The organism is Psychrobacter sp. CR212, from assembly GCF_059693765.1.
Map to the genome: position 1 here is coordinate 624,277 of NZ_JCATIF010000001.1, position 19,196 is coordinate 643,472.

Consider the following 19,196-nt stretch of genomic DNA (forward strand, 5'->3'; position numbering starts at 1 on the left):
AGTACAGATATTTAAAAGACATTATCGCCGTATCTAAGTATTGATAAACACTGTATTGATAAAAAATGTACTGATAAAGACCGTAACATCACCAGAAAGATAAGCCGCAAGATGCTGTAATCAAATGATTGGGCAATATACTTTGCGGCTTTTTGATATGTGATGTGTTTTTACAGAGAAGCCTATCAACGCCTTGAATCAAGCATAGATGAATGATTCTAAGGTACGGCAGCAAAATCCGCTAAATATTATTGTTTAGCATTCATTGTTTAAAAAGCACGTTGCGTATTTATCATCATGCTACTTTAGTGTGTGGTTTTAAAACTCACATGTATGGCTGCGCAATGTTACTAATCGCATATAATTTCAATCAGCTTACGCAGGACGTATTAACGTATGGGTATTAGCAACAGTTCTACAGGGCCAACCCAATCAGTCGGCTCTACGAAAGTAAATCTATTTTTTGCCATTTTATTGATTGCGATGACCATCTACTTTTTGTGGTGGGGTTTAGATTACACCATGCGTCAGCAAACGACGCTGTTTATTATAGCGACCGCGTTTGGTGTCTTTATGGCATTCAATATCGGTGGTAACGATGTCGCCAACTCTTTTGGTACTTCAGTGGGTGCAGGAACGCTGACTATCCCGCAAGCATTGGGTATCGCAGCGATATTTGAGGTGTCGGGCGCCGTACTGGCAGGTGGTGAAGTAACCGATACCATCCGAAGCGGTATTGTCGATTTAGACGGCCTCTCAGTCGAGCCCAACCAGTTTATTTATGTCATGCTCTCAGCGTTGTTTGCTGCTGCGTTTTGGTTGTTATTTGCTACCAAAAAAGGTCTGCCAGTGTCGACCACCCATGCAATTATTGGCGGAGTGGTGGGTAGCTCCATCGTATTGGGTATCACGTTAGGTGGTACTGAAATGGCGTTATCAACGGTAAGTTGGAGCAAGATTGGCACTATCGCTATCTCTTGGGTTCTATCACCGTTACTAGGCGGCGTTTTGTCTTATCTACTATATGGCCAAATCAAGAAAAATATCATTGAATATAATGATAGAACAGAAGCGCATATTGGTGAGCTAAAAGCCAATAAAAAAGTATTAAAGCAAAACCATAAAGAGTTTTTGGATGGCTTGACAGAGTCAGAGCAATTGGCTTACACGTCAGCGATGCTACGAGATCAAGAAATCTATAAAGATGATGATTGCTTGGTTGAAGATTTAGAGACGGATTATTACAAAGAACTTTATAAGCTTGAAAACGAGCGCAGCAACCTCGATACCTTAAAAGCATTGAAGCAATGGGTGCCTATTATTGCGGCTGCGGGCGGTGCAGTGATGGCCTCCTTGGTTATCTTTAAAGGTTTGAAAAACGTCAATAACGGTATGACGACGCTGCAAGGCTTTTTAATCATGGGGATGATAGCAGCCCTCGTTTGGCTTGCAACTTATATTTATACCAAAAGTATCCGCGGCAAGCACAAAGAAGATCTGACCAAAGCCACCTTTATTATGTTTAGCTGGATGCAGGTCTTTACCGCGTCAGCATTTGCTTTTAGTCACGGCTCAAACGATATTGCCAACGCGGTTGGTCCTTTTGCTGCGATTATGGATGTCATTCGTACCAATAGCATCTCGACCGAAGCGGCTGTACCACCTGCTGTTATGCTGACTTTTGGTGTGGCACTGATTGTTGGTCTTTGGTTTATCGGTAAAGAAGTCATTCAAACTGTCGGTACCAATCTAGCGAAGATGCATCCAGCTTCTGGATTCTCAGCTGAGCTGGCCGCTGCTGCTGTCGTTATGGGCGCATCAACGATGGGTCTTCCTGTATCAAGCACGCATACCTTGGTTGGGGCTGTATTGGGTATTGGTATGGTCAATAAAGATACCAATTGGGCGCTCATGAAACCAATCGGTTTGGCATGGGTCATCACCTTGCCAGTTGCTGCTGGTCTATCAGCAATCAGCTATATTGTATTGAGCAATATTTTTTAATCTTAAGGCGCTAGAGCTCTGCACTAAAGCTTATTCTAGAGCCATAAAAAACGCTTATCAGCATGACGCCGATAAGCGTTTTTTAATGTCATATGAATATTTACTCAGTGCCAAACTGCTGGCGTTTTTTTGCAAAAAATCGGTCCAATCTATCCATCGCATTTTCTAAATCAAGCAAGTTAGGCAAAAAGACCAAACGAAAATGATCGGGTTTGTCCCAGTTGAAGCCTGTGCCTTGCACCATCAACACGTTTTCTTCGACGAGTAAGTCCATCATAAAGTCCATATCATCCGTGATAGGGTAAACCTCTGGATCCATTTTTGGAAAACAGTAAAACGCACCTTGCGGCATGGTACAAGAAATGCCTTTAATCGCATTGAGACGTGAAACCGCCATTTCGCGCTGTTTATATAGGCGACCTGTTTCGGAGGTCAAGTCTTGCATACTCTGATGACCGCCCATCGCTGTTTGGATGGCATACTGTCCTTGAACATTCGAGCAAAGGCGCATGGATGCCAGCATATCCAAGCCTTCAATAAAGTCAGTCGCGTGTTGTTTGCGTCCAGACACCATCATCCAGCCTGAGCGAAATCCGGCAATACGGTGTGACTTTGACAAGCCATTGTATGAGAGTACCAGTACTTCATCGGTCAAGGTGCTCATCGGTGTATGTACATTATCATCATAGAGAATACGATCGTAAATCTCGTCCGCCATGATGATTAAGTTGTGCTCTTTAGCAACTTCGATAATTTGTTTTAATAACTCATCGCTATAAAGGGAGCCTGTCGGGTTATTGGGGTTGATAACCACGATGCCCTTTGTTTTGCTAGTGATTTTAGATTTAATATCCTCAACATCAGGATGCCAGTTGTCTGCTTCATTACAGCGATAATGCACAGCGGTGCCGCCAGCGAGGTTAGCCGCTGCTGTCCAAAGTGGGTAATCTGGCATCGGAATCAGGACTTCATCGCCATCGTTCATTAGCGCTTGCATGGTCATGACAATCAACTCAGACACACCATTACCCAGATAGACGTCACGCACATCAACTGCTGATAAGAGGCCTTTAGACTGGTAATATTGCAAAATGGCTTTGCGCGCCGAAAAAATCCCTTGTGAGTCCGAATAACCCGTTGCCTCAGATAAATTCATCGCCACGTCACGCAAGATTTCATGAGGCGCTTCTAGACCAAACGGCGCTGGATTGCCTACATTTAGCTTCAGTATGCGCTTACCCTCTGCTTCCATTTTATTGGCAGTTTGGAGTAGGGGGCCGCGAATGTCGTAGCAGACGTTTTGTAATTTATCGGATTTTTTTATGGTGTTCATAGCGTGACCCTTTGTCGGGTAGGTTTGTGAATGTTTATCGGTGTCGGGAAAAGTCTCAAGCTGAGTCTTAGCTGCCCCATTGTCTGATGGGCTAGCTGAAGCGTGAGCTGTCTCTAAATCCATACTTTGAGATAAATAGTTGTCTTCGGATAAAAGCATACTAGTATCTTCACTTTGAAGATCACCGCGCAAGAGATAGCCTTCGCTACAGCCTAAAATACGAGCCAGTGTCGGTAGCTTAGATGAGACAATACCATTAGTGCCGCGCTCCCAGTTGGAGATAGCGCCGCGACTGACCTTTGCACCAGCGGCTGTCATTGCCTGTGCTAGCTGCTCTGCGGTAAATCCTTTGTCTCGGCGTAGCTGTACTAGCCGCTCTGCTTGCGTGCTTTTACTATTGCTATCGGACATTGTTATTTGAGCCTTTATCAATCAGTGAACGTGTATAGATGATACAAAATTGAATATTTTTTCATAACTTACCAATGCAAGATATTATTGCATTACAAAAAATATTGCAAGAGATAGAAACGCTTTTTATAAAATGCAAGAATAACTTGCAATATTGTGTCTTTTCCTCTTTGCTGGATGCTCATATCTTGCTCACATCTATAGATAAGCGAATATTATTGACTGTATTTTATTAGAAGGGTGCTGCCCAAAGCACTGTAAATCACCTAGCATTGGCAGTACTCTTTTTAAATATGCCTTGAATAGTGAGTTGTGAACCTTCACATATAACCCATCGTTTTTATAATAATATGGCGATAAAATAGTTATCAATAATAAATAATCGAATAAGGGTACATTATGCAAGACAATCAATTGAGTAAAGAAGAAATCAGCCAATTGACCGAAGCTGACTGGAAAGAGCGTTTGAGCGCTGACGAGTATCATGTGATGCGTGAAAAGGGCACAGAGCGTCCATTTACAGGCGTTTATAACGATGCAACTGATGATGGTGTTTATCGCTGCAAAGGCTGCGGTGCCAGTTTGTTTGATTCAAGCAACAAGTTTGATGCGGGTTGTGGTTGGCCAAGTTTCGATCAAGGGATTGATAACAGCGCGATAGACGAGCATGTTGACAACTCATTGGGTATGATTCGTACCGAAGTCACCTGTAGCAACTGCGGTGCACATTTAGGGCACGTGTTCCCTGATGGTCCACGTGAGACGACAGGTATGCGCTATTGTATCAACTCAGTATCTATTGATTTGGATAAATCTGAGAAGTAAGTCCTTTATCTGATTTTAGAAGTGTGAGAGGGGAAGTACAGAGTGCTTCCTTTTCAAGGGTTTCTAATATTCATGTGATAAAGAAAACGGCGTTATTGAAACAAATAATCAAAATAATAAAATTCTCAATTTAAGGATAGATGATGAGTACTATTTATGACTTTACCGCTGAGCGTATCGATGGCAGCTCGCAAGCGTTTTCCGAGTATAAAGATAAAGTATTGCTAATCGTTAATACGGCAAGCAAATGTGGATTCACTCCGCAGTTCGAAGGGTTAGAATCGTTATATCAACAATACAAAGATCAAGGGCTAGTCGTTATCGGCTTTCCTTGTAATCAATTTGGCAGCCAAGATCCCGGTAGCAATGACGAGATCGGCGCGTTTTGTCAAAAAAACTATGGTGTCAGCTTTCCTATGATGGCGAAAATTGATGTCAATGGCGCAGACGCTCATCCTATCTATGACTGGCTTAAAGACCAAAAAGGTGGCCTACTGACAGATGGCATCAAATGGAATTTCACCAAGTTTTTAATCGATAGCAAAGGGCAGGTCATCGATCGTTATGCGCCAACGACCAAGCCAGATGCCATCAAAAAAGACATTGAGCAAGCATTAACCAATAAGTAAGTATCGAGTCTAAAAAAAATGATTTTTTATGAAAATATAAAATCAATAAAAACATATGCTTGCTAAAAATTTCGATATAAAATTGAAAAATATTTAAAAAATTGAAAAATAGCGTTTGACAGCCAAGTGTAAATCTATATAATACACACCCACAGCAAGAGGACTTACTTAGATAAGCCCAGCTGATTAAGTTAACATTGAGTGTGACAGCTGATGATAGCTTTAGAAGTTGAAAAGCTTGATTGCTTTAAAAGCTTCAGAAAATTCCCTTTAAGGAATTTTCTCTTGCGAACCTAAAATTGCAGTGCAATTTTTTAACGGTTCTCAGGGTGATTAGCTCAGTTGGTAGAGCGTCTGCCTTACACGCAGAATGTCGGCGGTTCGAATCCGTCATCACCCACCACTTTTTAGCAAGTGGGCTCTTTAAATAAGAGCAAGAAGCTAAGACGACCTAAGCAGCGGTAGTTCAGTTGGTTAGAATACCGGCCTGTCACGCCGGGGGTCGCGGGTTCGAGTCCCGTCCGCTGCGCCATATTTAAAACGAATTTAGACTGTAAAGTTTAAGCAAGTTTCGCCTCAAGTATTAGTTTACTTGGGGTTTTTTTGTGTTTAGGTGTTTTTGCTTAATGTCATCATATTTTGGTATATTGCAGATGAGCCACCCACGATAGCACGATCATCAATCGAAAATCCTTTTTGCCACTATTTTCAGTAATATGTAATATAAGTAAAAATTAGTCTTAAAATTATTGGATAAATAAGCCATAGCAGGTATTAATCTCTTTATTTTCGTACGCCTTACAGCGCCTTCTGTTGACAGCGGCATTTGCAGCCTGATATATCTGTTTGCCTAATAAATATAGATATATAAGGGATGCATTTTGAGTGATAGTAAAAAGCTAGATTTAGGGGTTGGACAAGATCATATTGTGATACAGCGACGTTACGATGCGTTGGGCGCAGTCAATGATTTACTTATCGCTATTTAGTTTTTGATTGGTAGGTCTTTCTTTTTAAAAGAGTCGCTCACCACAGATGGGACGTGGCTGTTTATTCTTGGTAGTGCACAGCTACTTATAAAGCCACTGATCAAGCTGATCAGCTTGATTCATGTCGGTCGAGTATACAACCTATCAAATCAGCGGTAAGTTATAGCGTTAGGTAATACCGCGCTTGTTATAACCCATAAGCTGTAACTATAAATACAAATACAATCAATTTATCCAGTATTACTCCCAAGGATAATAGCCACTAGTGCTAGAAGTAGTTTGGCTCATTGAACGATAGTGAGTGTTCTTTGATACTTCCAAAAGAAAAAATTTCATCCAAAAATCATTGAATTATTTCCATATGTCTATATTATTGGACATATGGAAATAACTAATGCTACTGCAAGCTTTGCAGCACTTTCTCAAGACACTCGTCTAAAGGCTTTTAGGTTGCTGGTCAGCCACGAGCCTGAAGGACTCCCTGCGGGTGAGGTAGCCCGTCAGCTCTCTGTGCCGCACAATACCATGTCGGCGCATCTAGCAGTGCTGTCAAGAGCAGGGTGGGTGGTCTCACAGCGACAGAGTCGGCAAATTATCTATCGGGCGTCGCTCTCACATATGGATAGCGTCATTCAATTTTTATTACAAGACTGCTGTGCAGGCCATCCAGAATTGTGTGCCTCACTCATCGACAGTTTAAGTGGATGCAGGGTAAATGAGTCTGCTGAGCAAGATAATCATTAAACCAATAATCGATTCAATAAACATACTGATAAAATAGGTAAGATGACGATGAAACCTTTAATTTTGCATAACCCTAATTGTGGAACCTCTCGCAACACACTTGCCATTATGAAAGCATCAGGAGAGACGCCAGAAGTGGTGGAATATCTAAAAAACCCACCAACACGAGCACGCTTAGTTGAGTTATTAGCCCAAATGCAAATCTCTCCAAGAGAGTTGCTAAGAAGTAAAGAGGTGGTTAATGATGAGCTTGGCCTAGACAACCCTGAGCTCTCTGATGATCACATCATCGATGCCATGATCGCGCATCCTATTTTGATCAATCGTCCGATCGTGGTGACTGATAAAGGTGCGGCCTTATGTCGTCCTTCAGAGCGCGTGTTTGAACTGCTAGCAAACCCTGTCAGTAGCTTCACAAAAGAAGATGGAGAGGTCATTTATCATGGCAAACACTAAGGCCGAACCAGCATCAATAACGGAGTCTACTGCTTCAGCAAATTCTAGCTTTGACGATTTACCCAATATCGATGTCGACAATATTCAACCAATCGACATTGAGTCGTTGATCGCGCCTAATGACCCACGTCATGCGCCCAAAATATTGGTGTTGTACGGCTCTGTCCGCGCGCGCTCATTCTCTAGATTGGCCGCGGAAGAGTCGAGCCGACTGTTACGCTGGTATGGTTGTGAGGTGCGGATGTTTGACCCATCAGGCTTGCCACTGCCTGACGATGTAGATTCAGATCATCCAAAAGTGCAAGAGCTACGAGAGTTGGCGCAGTGGTCAGAAGGGATGCTTTGGGTGAGTCCAGAGCGTCATGGCAGTATCACCAGTATCATGAAAGCGCAAATCGATTGGATTCCGCTGTCTTTGGGTGGCGTGCGTCCAACACAGGGTAAAACCTTAGCACTAATGCAAGTCAGTGGCGGCAGTCAAAGCTTTAATACGGTCAATCAGATGCGTATTCTTGGACGTTGGATGCGGATGATCACTATCCCTAATCAGTCCTCTATACCCAAAGCCTTTTTAGAATTTAACGATAACAATCGCATGGATATGTCGCCGTTATATCTGCGTCTTGTCGATGTCTGCGAAGAGTTGGTGAAATTTACTTGGCTTACCCGCGGACGCTCAGCGTATCTTACCGATCGCTATTCAGAACGCGTCGAGAGCGCTGAAGAAGTATCGAACCGCGTCAATCAAAAGTCGCTTTGATACGGATACGCTAAGACTGTTACCCCAATACAATCACATTAACATTATTATTTAAGTAAGGCTGTGCCATGCTTGCGTTCGCTATTTTTGTTGTCACTCTGGTGCTGGTAATATGGCAACCGAAAGGGTTGGGTATCGGTTGGAGTGCGATGGGCGGCGCCTTGGTCGCGTTAGCGCTTGGCGTCGTGCAGCTATCAGATGTCGGTATCGTGTGGGATATTGTTTGGGATGCGACCTTTACTTTTGTGGCGCTGATCATCATCTCGCTTATCTTGGATAGAGCAGGATTTTTTGGTTGGGCAGCGCTGCATGTGGCACGCCTTGGCAATGGGCAAGGGCGACTGCTGTTTCCGATGATTGTTATATTGGGTGCGTTTATTTCTGCGTTTTTTGCCAATGATGGGGCGGCGCTATTACTGACGCCCATTGTGATTGCGATCTTGCTGCGCCTAAATTTTGCACCACCTTCCGCTTTAGCTTTTATCATCGCGACGGGTTTTATCGCTGATACAGCAAGTCTGCCCTTGGTCACCTCAAATTTAGTTAATATCGTTAGCGCCAATTATTTTGATATTGGTTTTGGGCGTTATGCGGCAGTTATGGTGCCCGTGAATATTGTGTCCGTATTGGCGACGCTACTGGTATTGTGGATGGTCTATGCCCGTCATATTCCTAAGCACTATCCAGTCGATAATCTAAGTGCCCCTGCATCCGCTATTACCGATCCATTGGTCTTTCGCGCCGCTTTTCCATTGTTGGGTTTGCTACTGGTTGCTTATTTTGCGACCGAGCCGCTAGGGTTACCTATTTCACTTGTCACTGGCGCTATCGCATTGTTGCTAATGGCCATCGCTGGTCGTTTGTGGCAAGGCGGACGCGGCGCGGTGATTTCTGTCAGTGATGTCGTACGCAAAGCTCCTTGGCAAATCGTCCTGTTTTCGATTGGTATGTATTTGGTGGTGTATGGCTTGGGCAATGCAGGTCTTACCGCCTATGGCGCGCGCGTGCTTAACTGGCTAGGAGGGCAGGGCGCAGTCATTGCCACAGTAGGGACTGGGTTTTTATCTGCCATTGTCGCGTCTATCATGAATAATATGCCAGCGACTTTGGTCGGTGCGCTCGCGATTGATCAGGCGCAAGTGCCCGCTGCGACGCGAGAACTGATGATTTATGCCAATGTAATCGGCAACGATTTGGGCCCTAAGTTTACACCGATTGGCAGTCTTGCGACGTTATTATGGTTGCATGTATTGGCAGAAAAAAACTACAAAATTAGCTGGGGACAATATATAAAAATAGGCCTGCTGATTACGCCTCCTGTGTTACTAGTGACGCTTTTGGCCTTGGTTGTTTGGCTGCCTATGCTGCCAAGCTAATTAAGACAGTAGAGTCAGTGCAGAGTTGCTTTCAAATACAAGCCATAAAAAAACCCCCATCAAACTGATGGGGGTTTTGGCAAATGCCATAATTGAATCTATAGTGACTCAAAAGGTTTACTACTAAAATGTGGCTCTCCAACCTGGGCTCGAACCAGGGACACACGGATTAACAGTCCGTTGCTCTACCAACTGAGCTATTGGAGAATAGGTTGTAAGTAACTAATCGCTTACAACGAGCCTTAGAAGTCTCTAACGAGTTCTTGCTAAGTGGGGCGTATTCTAGCAAAGATAAAAAATACGTCAAGCGTTTTTTTTCATAACTCGTAAAAAATATCACTTTAATGATGAGGGAGAGGGCTTTTACGGATAAATAGCAAAAACAACCATAAAAAAGACGCCGCATAGAAACGACGCGGCGTCTTTTTTGTTAAAGCACTTGTAAGGCTAACGATGCTTTGTGACTTATTCGGCAACGTCCAAGTCAGCAATGGCTTTTTCGATACGTGACAAGGCATCTTGCAATGTGGCTTCATCAGTCGCGTAAGAGATACGCATATAGCCACCAAGACCGAAAGCATCACCAGGTACGACCGCGACACCGACTTTTTCTAGTAACCATGCTGAAAACTCAGTACATGATGATAGGCCAGCGGCTTTGATGAGTGGCTTGATTTCAGGATACACGTAGAACGCACCGTCAGGGCGCAAGCAAGTGATCCCTTTGATGGCGTTTAGACCATTAACGACTAGGTCGCAGCGCTTCTCAAATGCCGCTACCATTGGCTCAAGTACGCTCTGATCGCCACTGATGGCTGCTTCTGCAGCCACTTGGCTGATGGAGGTTGGGCATGAAGTAGACTGTGACTGTACTTTTTTCATCGCGCCGATGAGTTTGGCAGGGCCACCAGCATAGCCAATACGCCAGCCTGTCATCGCATAGGCTTTAGACACACCGTTTAGGATAATGGCACGGTCTTTTAGCTCAGGCGCGGCATTGAGGATATTGTAGAACTTATCACCCGTCCAGCGGATGTGCTCGTACATGTCGTCTGATGCCACATACACGTGTGGATGCTTTTTCAATACTTCAGCGATGGCTTTTAGCTCATCCAAGGTATAAATCATACCAGTCGGGTTAGAAGGGCTGTTCAATACCAACAGTTTGGTTTTTTCAGTGATGGCGTCTTCTAGCTGCTCAGCGGTGATTTTGAAATCTTGCTCAGCGGGGCATTTTACGATGACTGGTACGCCTTCTGCGATGATAACCATATCAGGATAGCTCACCCAGTATGGTGCTGGGATGATGACTTCGTCGCCAGGATTGATAAACGCTTGGGCAAGGTTAAAGAATGACTGCTTACCACCGACCGATACTAGGATTTCGTTTGGCTCATAGCTGATGTCATTGTCGCGCTTGAATTTCTCTATGATGGCTTTTTTGAGTTCTGGCGTACCATCAACAGCGGTGTATTTGGTGAAGCCATTATTGATGGCATCGATTGCTGCTTTTTTGATGTGGTCAGGGGTATCAAAATCAGGCTCGCCTGCACCCAAACCGATAATGTCTTTGCCAGCTGCTTTTAGTTCTTTTGCTTTATTAGTAATCGCTAGCGTAGGAGAGGGTTTGATGCTATTGACGCGGTCAGACAGTTGCAACTCGCTCATGAGAGATCCTTTTTTATATGGGAGTGGGATTGGTAAAAATCGATATTAATTATATAACGCTTTTATCACTATCAGGACAAGATATCGGGCAGTTTAGACAATCACCTCATCTTGTCGTGAAGATAGCCACAATTCGATCATAAATGAGACGCTCATCCATGTCTGCGCGGCTATTTTAATATTGTAGCATGCTGATATAGCGCTGTCTTATTACCCCGATAACAAAACATTGCGGACTGTCTTTTAGCATGACTCACTGTATAAATATGAAGACCACAGCAAAGATAAGATGGTTTCGTTGTGGCAATTGCGAAGACACAACAATAAACCTATAGCCGACTACTATAACTATTTAGGTTTGTTAAATAAGATGGCGTATAGGTTAATAAAAACAAGCCATATAACAGAGCACAAATACGCTCAGATGAAAGCTTGCATCCGAATTTAAAAACAGCTCTATTCAGCTCTTTGTTGAGCGATACGCTTTTCATATTATAAGAACATTTAAAAAGGATATTCACGATGACAGATTCTGCTGAAAAACAACACATTCTTATTACTGGTGCGACCTCTGGTATTGGCAATCAATTGACCAAGGATTATCTGCTAGAGGGCCATACCGTGTATGCTGTCGGCCGTGATGACGAGGCGCTGGCTGAGCTAAAATCGCTCGGCGCAGAGACGATTGATTTGGACCTGATGGATCGTGAAAAAGTCATTGCAGCGTTTGAAAAAGTCGACACCATTGATTTGGCGATTTGCGGTGCTGGCATGTGTGAGTATTTAGATATGCCAAACTTCGATAGCGAGGTATTTATGAAAGTGATGTCAGTCAATATGGGTACGTTGTCTCATGCCATCGAAGGCGTATTGCCAAAGCTCATTGCGTCTAAAGGTCGCCTAGTCGGTATCGGTTCAGCGTCTGCTTACGTGCCGTTTGCCCGTGCTGAAGCTTATGGTAGCTCAAAAGCTGCTATCCATTATCTGATGAAAACATTACAGATTAGCCTCGCACCACACGATGTGTCGGTGAGCTTGGTCGTACCGGGTTTTGTTGAAACGCCAATGACTGAGCAAAATGATTTTCCTATGCCGTTTATCCAGACGCCAAAGCAGGCCAGTCAAGCCATCCGTGATGGCATAGAAAGCGGGCACGAGGTTATTGAGTTCCCCAAAAAATTAACGATGCCACTAAAAGCATTGGGCACATTGCCTGATTTGGTCTGGCAGCAAGTGAGTGAGAAACTCAATAAGAAATAACTTACTGATAAGCAGATCATCCACGATAACAACCGCAAAAATATAACAGGGAATGCTTTTATGCCGTTTATTCGTTTCAAGCGTGCAAATAACCAAAAAACTACGGACAGCAATGATGCCAAAAATGCTGACCATCAGGCAGCGCAAAAACGTATCGCCATTATTGGCTCGGGTGTGTCAGGACTGACCTGTGCGCATTATTTAGGCGCGCAACATGAGGTGACCGTTTTTGAGGCCAATGATTATATCGGCGGGCATGTAAATACCATTGATGTGGCACTACAGGACGGCAAAAAAGCAAAGACTAGTAACGTAGAGAGTAGCGCCATAGATACCGGTTTTATTGTTTTTAATGAGCGTACTTATCCCAATTTCTTCCGTTTGCTCCACGATCTGCAAGTGCCATTTCAGGCGACGGATATGAGCTTTTCGGTCAAAAATACCGCACGTCGTTTTGAATACAATGGGCATACGCTCAACACCTTATTATCGCAGCGCAAAAACGTACTCAATCCAAAGTTCTGGCAGTTTATCAAAGATATCTTGCAGTTTAATAAACACATTAAGCAGCTCCGTCAAGAGTATGATAGTGCGCGTGCTGCGGGGCAAGACATTAGCGGATTTACTGAGCAGACGCTAGGTAATTACTTGGCTCAACAAAACTATGGTCAGCTGTTTACTGATAACTATCTGCTGCCCATGGTATCTGCCATTTGGTCAACCAGTCTGGATGAGGTGCAAGATTTCCCACTGGTGTTTTTTGCGCAATTTTTTGACAATCATGGCTTGCTCGATGTGGTCAATCGTCCGCAGTGGTTCACGATTAAAGGCGGCTCAAAACAATACGTTAATAAACTGATTCCACGCTTTATCAAAGCGGGTGGCAAAGTGCGAGTCAATAGTCCAGTACAGTCTGTGACACGTGATGGTGAGAAAGTGCTGTTGACGGTTCAGAACAAAGGTGATGCTAACAACATCGAGAACCTTGTATTTGACGAGGTTGTTTTTGCCTGTCATGCAGACACCGCACTGAAGATTCTAACAGATGCCAGTACCACTGAAACTGAGGTGCTGAGTCACTTCCGCTTCACCGAAAACACGGCTGTATTGCATACCGATACGAGCGTCTTACCCAAGAAGCCACTGGCATGGGCAAGCTGGAATTACCTTATTGATGAAAAACCTTCAGACAATGTGACAGATAAGAATCAAGCTAGCGTAAATACACAAGCACCTGCAAAACCCGTGCTAACGTATCATATGAATATCTTGCAACGTCTGACCAAGAAGCATAATTATTTGGTCACATTGAATCATGAGATAGATGATCAGCAAATCGTCAAAAGCATTGATTATAGCCATCCAGTGTTCGATCTAAAAATGATTGAGGCGCAAACCAAATGGTCAAGTATCTCTGGCACAGGGTTGCATACGCATTTTTGCGGGGCATATTGGTTTAATGGCTTTCATGAAGATGGCGTACGCAGCGGTCTACGTGTGTGTCAGGCGCTCGGCCATGATATCGATATAAAAGACGAGGTTGATCCAGCGCATTTGCCTGCTGCGGATAGCGTACATATGCCGTTTCGTTATAAGGACTTGCCGGTAAAAGCTGACACAAAGGCACGCAAACTTGATAAGCGTCAGATTAACACTGCGACCACCAATCAGGAGTTGGTTGAGTATGCTGAGCGCTTACAGAGTGCGGCTGATGATAATAATCAAAATAAAAAACGTGGTTTATTTGCTCGCCGTAAAGCCAAATAGCTTTGCGAGCAATATTGCAAATTGTTCTATCATCATGTGCCTTTACCGAAGAGAGTGTCTATGACCGTGTCCACCAAACCTACTAATGATATGTTACGTCATGAGCTAGCTTGTGATACTACTGCATTAGCGCATCAATTGCTTGAGGGCACGACATGGCATAGCCGTTTGCTACCTAGTGTGAATAATTTTGTTTATCCGTATCGCTATTGGGGCATCAATATCGGTGCATTGGCGGCAGGACAGGCACTGCCAGAAGTAAACACGGCAGCTTTTGGTGAGCATAAGGTTTTAGGCGAGTCACACCTGAGCAAGATATTACCAAAGAAGTTACTGGCAAAGGGATTGCCTTTATTTTCAGCTAAGACAAAGGCGCTACAACAATTTTGCCCTAATGATTATCTAGAGGGTTTCAATAGCCTAAGTAGTAATGAGAGCCTAAATGACAATGAGAGCATAAGTGACAATGAGAGCATAAATAGCAACGAAGATATTGATAATGACCTACCGTCTAATCAAGCACTAGAGCAGCGTCTGAGCCAAGCATTTATCAAACATGCAGGTAGCAGTCCTACAGGAGATATGGTGGGATTACTCGTATGCCGTAATGCAGGTATGTATTTTAGCCCAGTCAATTTTTACCTAGGGTTTAATGAGCAGCAGACGCCGACGCACTTATTGGCTGAAGTATCCAATACACCATGGGACAAGCGTCATTACTATGGGTTTTTGTTAGAAGGAGAAGAGACTGAGTTTTGTCATGACAAGGACTTTCATGTGTCACCTTTTAATCCTATCGATCAGCTATATCGCTGGCAGGTGACGGTAAAACGTACACAACAACATACGGTAGATAAGCAGTCAAGCACAGGCTTGCAAGTTCGTATCGCTATTGATATCAGTGATGAGCGCGGTGAGGTCCTAAAAACGGGTGTAAAGATATCAGGGGTGCCGCTGACAGAAACCACCGTTTGCAATAGCTTGCGAAAAAACCCATTGATGAACATGACCTCGTTAGCACGTATTTATGGGCAAGCCTTTAAACTCTATGCGATCAAAAAAGTGCCTTATATCAATTATGATGAAAAACTAGCCGACAGTGATCAGAAAACATCTGCCTCTTTAAAAAGCGAAACTTTAAACGATTGATAATCTAGAAATCCAAAAATCAGCAACACATTTTATATAGTCAGTTTCAAAATAAAAGAACCTAGACAAGGACAACCATACGATGTCAGTACGACCGACCGACCGAGCACCAGTGACAAAATTAGAGAAATTAACCGCTCGCATGAGTAGAGTGGTTAACGAAAGTGCCGTACTACAACCAGTAAGTGACGGCGTGAATCATATTGCTCGTAAACTGATATTTCGCGCATTACAGCACATCCAGTTTGGCGGTCTTACTTTGATTGAGACCTTTGGTGAGCAAACAGCAAAGACAACTAGCTTTGGCAAAGTCACTCCTCAGGTAGCAAGTAGTTCAGCAGTAGGTCGACATTCTCTAAACGTCACGTTAGAGATTCATGATAGTGCGGTTTATCGTCAACTGCTGCTTGGTGGCTCTATCGCTTTGGCAGACAGTTATATCGATGGCGAATGGGACACGGATGATTTGACGGGCCTGATCCGTTTGGCAGCACGCAACCTTGAAGTGCTTAATAAATTAGAAAACCGTTTTGCGGGCGTTAGTAAAGCATTTGAGAAAGCAAAGCATCAGCTACGTGGTAACGACAAATCTGGTTCTAAATCCAATATCCTAGCGCATTATGACTTGGGCAATGATATGTATCAGCGTTTTTTGGATGATACGATGATGTACTCGTCAGCCGTATATCTGACGCCTGACGTGACGCTTAGCGATGCTCAGCAGCACAAACTGTCGCTCATATGTCAGCGATTACAGCTGAGTGCTGATGATAGTGTCATTGAGATTGGTACGGGCTGGGGTGGTTTTGCTATCTATGCAGCTACCCATTATGGCTGCCATGTGACCACCACGACTATCTCTGATGCCCAGTATGATGAGGCGCAGAGACGAGTGGAAGCGGCAGGATTGTCTGATAAGGTCACGCTTCTTAAGCAAGATTACCGCGAGTTGACGGGGCAATACGACAAGCTGGTCAGTATCGAGATGATTGAGGCGGTGGGACATGAGTACTTACCGACGTTCTTTGCTAAATGTAATAGCTTGCTAAAACCGACCGGTCTCATGGTGCTGCAAGCGATTACCTTTAACGATCAGAATTATCAAGACTATATCGATTCGGTTGATTTTATCCAAACGCATATTTTTCCAGGGGGCTGTCTGCTATCCAACCAAGAGCTGACGACACAGTTTACTGAGCAGACTGACATGGTCATCAAGCAACTACATGATTATGGCTTTGATTATGCATATACGCTGCGTGATTGGCGTGCTGCATTTATGGCACAGCGAGCAGAGATTCAGGCGCTTGGCTATGACGATGCCTTTATCCGCCTATGGGCGTTTTATTTTTGTTACTGCGAAGGGGGATTCTTGGAGCGTACCATCGGTGTGGTTCAAGTCACTGCGGTGAAGCCTAACAATATTGACACGCTGCATTTTTCCGATTTACCAAGTGCGGTCTTAAAAAACGAAACGGTTTCGAATGATGAGACGGCCTTTCATGACGCAGATATGGCAGACACAGCGACAGTATAAGTTAAGTGATATAGATACGGCTTTTTCATAACACTTATATGGTCTCATACTGCATAAACAGTTTGAGACCCTTATGTTGAGAGGTTGTATATTGAGAAGTTTTACATTGAAAGGTTCTATGATGCTTGCAGGCCACGCTTATCACGCAGACCTGAATAGCGTGTGACCGCTAATGCCATTAAAGAGATGACAGCGCCGATCCAAGCTGTATCTTGCAGTGACATATTTTCAACCACGCTACCACCGATGACTGAGCCCAGTGCAATACCGATATTAAATGCAGCAATGTTCAATCCAGAAGCGACATCGACAGCGTTCGGTGTATATTTTTCAGCTTGTTTGACCACGTAGATTTGTAGGCCCGGTACATTACCAAAGGCAAACGCACCCCATACCAAAATAGTGAGTACAGCAGCGATCTTGGATTGCATAGTAAAGGTGAATAATAAAAGAATAATGCTTAAGGCGCTAAATATAATGCTAAGCGCACTAATAGGGCCACGTTTATCTGCAAGTTTGCCGCCCCAGATATTACCGATAGCAACGGACACGCCATATACTAGCATGATAATACCGATGGCTGATGGCGCAAATTTGGTTTGTTGTTCTAAGATAGGTGCTAGGTAGGTAAATGCCGTAAACGTACCGCCATAGCCGAGAATAGTCATTAAATAGACCAGTAGTAATTGCGGTTTTACAATGACTTGTAATTGCTCTTTGAAGGTTGCAGGGATAGATTTTTTTAGGTTTTTTGGTACTAATATAGCGCTACCAATTAAAGCGATTAAACCCAGTGCTGAGACGACCAAAAACGTAGCGCGCCAACCGAAATGCTGTCCAATCCATGTACCAAGGGGGACGCCAGTGACGAGCGCCACAGTGAGTCCGGCAAACATAATGGCAATTGCACTGGCTTCTTTTTCTTTACTGACAAGGCTAGTAGCTATCATGGAACCAATAGAGAAAAACACACCATGTGCCAGACCAGTCAAGATACGGGCAAGTATTAAGGTTTCATAACTGGGTGCTTGCCAAGCCAGCAAGTTGCCGATGACAAACAGACCCATTAGGCTCATCAGTACTATTTTACGATTCCAGCGACCAGTGAGTGCAGTAAGGATAGGGGCACCGATAGCGACACCAACGGCATATAGGCTGACGAGCAACCCTGCTGAAGGCAAGCTCACGCCCAAATCGGTGGCAATAGTTGGTACCAATCCAACAATGACAAATTCGGTTGTCCCAATTGCAAATGCGCTTAGAGTAAGCGCCCATAAAGCGAGTGGCATAACGACATCCTAATAATTAAATAATGCGCGTAGTTTGACCGATTTATAGTTTGCAAAAAACAGCACAAATGACAAAATACCTTTGTTAATTTTGTAAAGGTCATCATGATGATGGGACATGCTAAAACAGAAGATATAGAGATATTTTTGACCGTAGTGGATACGGGCAGTTTTACTGGCGCTGCCAACTTGCTGAATCAGCAAGTCGCTAAAGTGTCTCGTGCGGTGTCCAGACTCGAAGATACGCTGCAATGCACGCTATTAAATAGAACGACACGGCGCTTAGAGCTGACGGAGGAAGGACATGTCTTTATTAGATATGCGCGTGAGAGTTTAAATACGTTATATACCGGTGAAGAGGCAATTAAGCTGTTAAAACAAGCGCCGAGTGGGCATCTACGAATTGACGCTGCGAGTCCGTTTGTATTGCATCAGCTGACGCCTTTGGTTGGTGAGTTTGTGCAGCAGTATCCGCATATTACGCTTGATTTGACCTCGCATGACAATATCATCGACTTGCTTGAGCATAAGACGGATCTGGCTATCAGAATTGGCGATTTAAAAGACTCAAACTTGCATGCGCGTCTATTGGGTAAAAGTCAGCTGCGGCTAGTAGTCAGTCCTGAATATTTATATCAGCATAATGAAGTAGCTCATATTAATGATTTAAGCACTCATAAATTAATTGGCTTTAACGATGCGTCAAAGCTAAATAGCTGGCCACTAAAAACACCAGTGAAACTGAACTTTCATATGACTGGCAGTAGCGGCGAGACTTTGCGTCAGCTGTGTTTAAATCATCAAGGTATCGCTTTACTGTCAAATTTTATGATTGGTGACGATTTGAAATCTGGACGATTGGTTGAGGTGTTGCCTGAGGCTATAGTAACACCAAACAATCGCGAATCCATACAGGCGGTCTATTACAAAAACAGTGCCGTATCATCGCGTATTTTAGCATTTTTAGATTTTATTCAGCCACGACTGACATTATAAGTT

General features: G+C 43.8%; 16 protein-coding genes and 3 tRNA genes. 15 read left to right on the plus strand and 4 right to left on the minus strand.

Annotated features, from left to right (window positions below; all coding sequences use genetic code 11):
• The first annotated feature begins 396 nt into the window (after positions 1 to 396).
• On the plus strand, positions 397 to 2,004 hold the full coding sequence (locus AC58CZ_RS02640) for an inorganic phosphate transporter (RefSeq protein ID WP_093068765.1): 1,608 nt from the start codon (positions 397 to 399) through the stop codon (positions 2,002 to 2,004).
• A gap of 100 nt (positions 2,005 to 2,104) precedes the next feature.
• On the opposite strand, the gene AC58CZ_RS02645 is transcribed toward AC58CZ_RS02640, so the two are convergent.
• Positions 2,105 to 3,748: an aminotransferase class I/II-fold pyridoxal phosphate-dependent enzyme gene (locus tag AC58CZ_RS02645; RefSeq protein ID WP_093068767.1), complete on the minus strand. Its 1,644-nt coding sequence runs from the start codon at positions 3,746 to 3,748 to the stop codon at positions 2,105 to 2,107.
• A 399-nt stretch (positions 3,749 to 4,147) separates the two neighbouring features.
• On the opposite strand from AC58CZ_RS02645, the gene msrB reads away from it, so the two are divergent.
• The 9 genes from msrB to AC58CZ_RS02690 all read left to right on the plus strand — a co-directional run bounded on the left by msrB (position 4,148) and on the right by AC58CZ_RS02690 (position 9,527).
• Positions 4,148 to 4,573, plus strand: coding sequence for a peptide-methionine (R)-S-oxide reductase MsrB (msrB, locus tag AC58CZ_RS02650; protein WP_058025889.1), 426 nt, complete (start codon positions 4,148 to 4,150; stop codon positions 4,571 to 4,573).
• Between the two features lie 143 nt (positions 4,574 to 4,716).
• Complete coding sequence (locus AC58CZ_RS02655) at positions 4,717 to 5,202, plus strand: glutathione peroxidase (protein WP_286708526.1); 486 nt, start codon at positions 4,717 to 4,719, stop codon at positions 5,200 to 5,202.
• A gap of 327 nt (positions 5,203 to 5,529) precedes the next feature.
• Positions 5,530 to 5,605 (plus strand) — tRNA-Val (locus AC58CZ_RS02660).
• A gap of 52 nt (positions 5,606 to 5,657) precedes the next feature.
• Positions 5,658 to 5,734, plus strand: a tRNA-Asp gene (locus AC58CZ_RS02665).
• Positions 5,735 to 6,194: 460 nt separating this feature from the next.
• Positions 6,195 to 6,350, plus strand: coding sequence for a YrhK family protein (locus AC58CZ_RS02670; protein WP_197496725.1), 156 nt, complete (start codon positions 6,195 to 6,197; stop codon positions 6,348 to 6,350).
• 222 nt (positions 6,351 to 6,572) lie between these two features.
• A complete protein-coding gene (locus AC58CZ_RS02675; RefSeq protein ID WP_093068769.1) occupies positions 6,573 to 6,935 on the plus strand; it encodes an ArsR/SmtB family transcription factor in 363 nt (120 codons plus the stop codon).
• A 48-nt stretch (positions 6,936 to 6,983) separates the two neighbouring features.
• Positions 6,984 to 7,391, plus strand: a complete 408-nt coding sequence (arsC, locus tag AC58CZ_RS02680; RefSeq protein WP_093068772.1) for an arsenate reductase (glutaredoxin) — start codon at positions 6,984 to 6,986, stop codon at positions 7,389 to 7,391.
• Complete coding sequence (gene arsH / locus AC58CZ_RS02685) at positions 7,378 to 8,151, plus strand: arsenical resistance protein ArsH (RefSeq protein ID WP_223333026.1); 774 nt, start codon at positions 7,378 to 7,380, stop codon at positions 8,149 to 8,151. The genes arsC and arsH overlap by 14 nt, the downstream gene beginning before the upstream one ends.
• Positions 8,152 to 8,219: 68 nt before the next feature.
• Entirely contained in the window at positions 8,220 to 9,527 is a 1,308-nt protein-coding gene (locus AC58CZ_RS02690; protein WP_071001947.1) for an arsenic transporter, read from the plus strand.
• A gap of 131 nt (positions 9,528 to 9,658) precedes the next feature.
• Here AC58CZ_RS02690 and AC58CZ_RS02695 read toward each other — a convergent pair.
• Positions 9,659 to 9,734 (minus strand) — tRNA-Asn (locus tag AC58CZ_RS02695).
• Positions 9,735 to 9,992: 258 nt separating this feature from the next.
• Complete coding sequence (locus tag AC58CZ_RS02700; protein WP_240366165.1) at positions 9,993 to 11,195, minus strand: pyridoxal phosphate-dependent aminotransferase; 1,203 nt, start codon at positions 11,193 to 11,195, stop codon at positions 9,993 to 9,995.
• Positions 11,196 to 11,717: 522 nt separating this feature from the next.
• Between AC58CZ_RS02700 and AC58CZ_RS02705 the strand changes: the two genes are divergently transcribed.
• From AC58CZ_RS02705 to AC58CZ_RS02720, 4 genes are all read left to right on the plus strand, one after another.
• Complete coding sequence (locus AC58CZ_RS02705; RefSeq protein WP_093068775.1) at positions 11,718 to 12,455, plus strand: SDR family NAD(P)-dependent oxidoreductase; 738 nt, start codon at positions 11,718 to 11,720, stop codon at positions 12,453 to 12,455.
• Positions 12,456 to 12,515: 60 nt separating this feature from the next.
• The gene (locus tag AC58CZ_RS02710) at positions 12,516 to 14,222 is read left to right on the plus strand and encodes an FAD-dependent oxidoreductase (protein WP_494223437.1); all 1,707 of its coding nucleotides are present in this window, start codon (positions 12,516 to 12,518) and stop codon (positions 14,220 to 14,222) included.
• A 60-nt stretch (positions 14,223 to 14,282) separates the two neighbouring features.
• Positions 14,283 to 15,371, plus strand: coding sequence for a DUF1365 family protein (locus AC58CZ_RS02715; RefSeq protein WP_494223436.1), 1,089 nt, complete (start codon positions 14,283 to 14,285; stop codon positions 15,369 to 15,371).
• Positions 15,372 to 15,453: 82 nt separating this feature from the next.
• On the plus strand, positions 15,454 to 16,908 hold the full coding sequence (locus AC58CZ_RS02720) for a class I SAM-dependent methyltransferase (protein WP_494223435.1): 1,455 nt from the start codon (positions 15,454 to 15,456) through the stop codon (positions 16,906 to 16,908).
• A gap of 116 nt (positions 16,909 to 17,024) precedes the next feature.
• Here AC58CZ_RS02720 and AC58CZ_RS02725 read toward each other — a convergent pair whose 3' ends face one another.
• Positions 17,025 to 18,197: an MFS transporter gene (locus AC58CZ_RS02725; RefSeq protein ID WP_494223434.1), complete on the minus strand. Its 1,173-nt coding sequence runs from the start codon at positions 18,195 to 18,197 to the stop codon at positions 17,025 to 17,027.
• A 108-nt stretch (positions 18,198 to 18,305) separates the two neighbouring features.
• Here AC58CZ_RS02725 and AC58CZ_RS02730 point away from each other — a divergent pair, with 108 nt between their 5' ends.
• Positions 18,306 to 19,193, plus strand: coding sequence for a LysR family transcriptional regulator (locus tag AC58CZ_RS02730; RefSeq protein WP_071001941.1), 888 nt, complete (start codon positions 18,306 to 18,308; stop codon positions 19,191 to 19,193).
• Positions 19,194 to 19,196 lie beyond the last annotated feature (3 nt).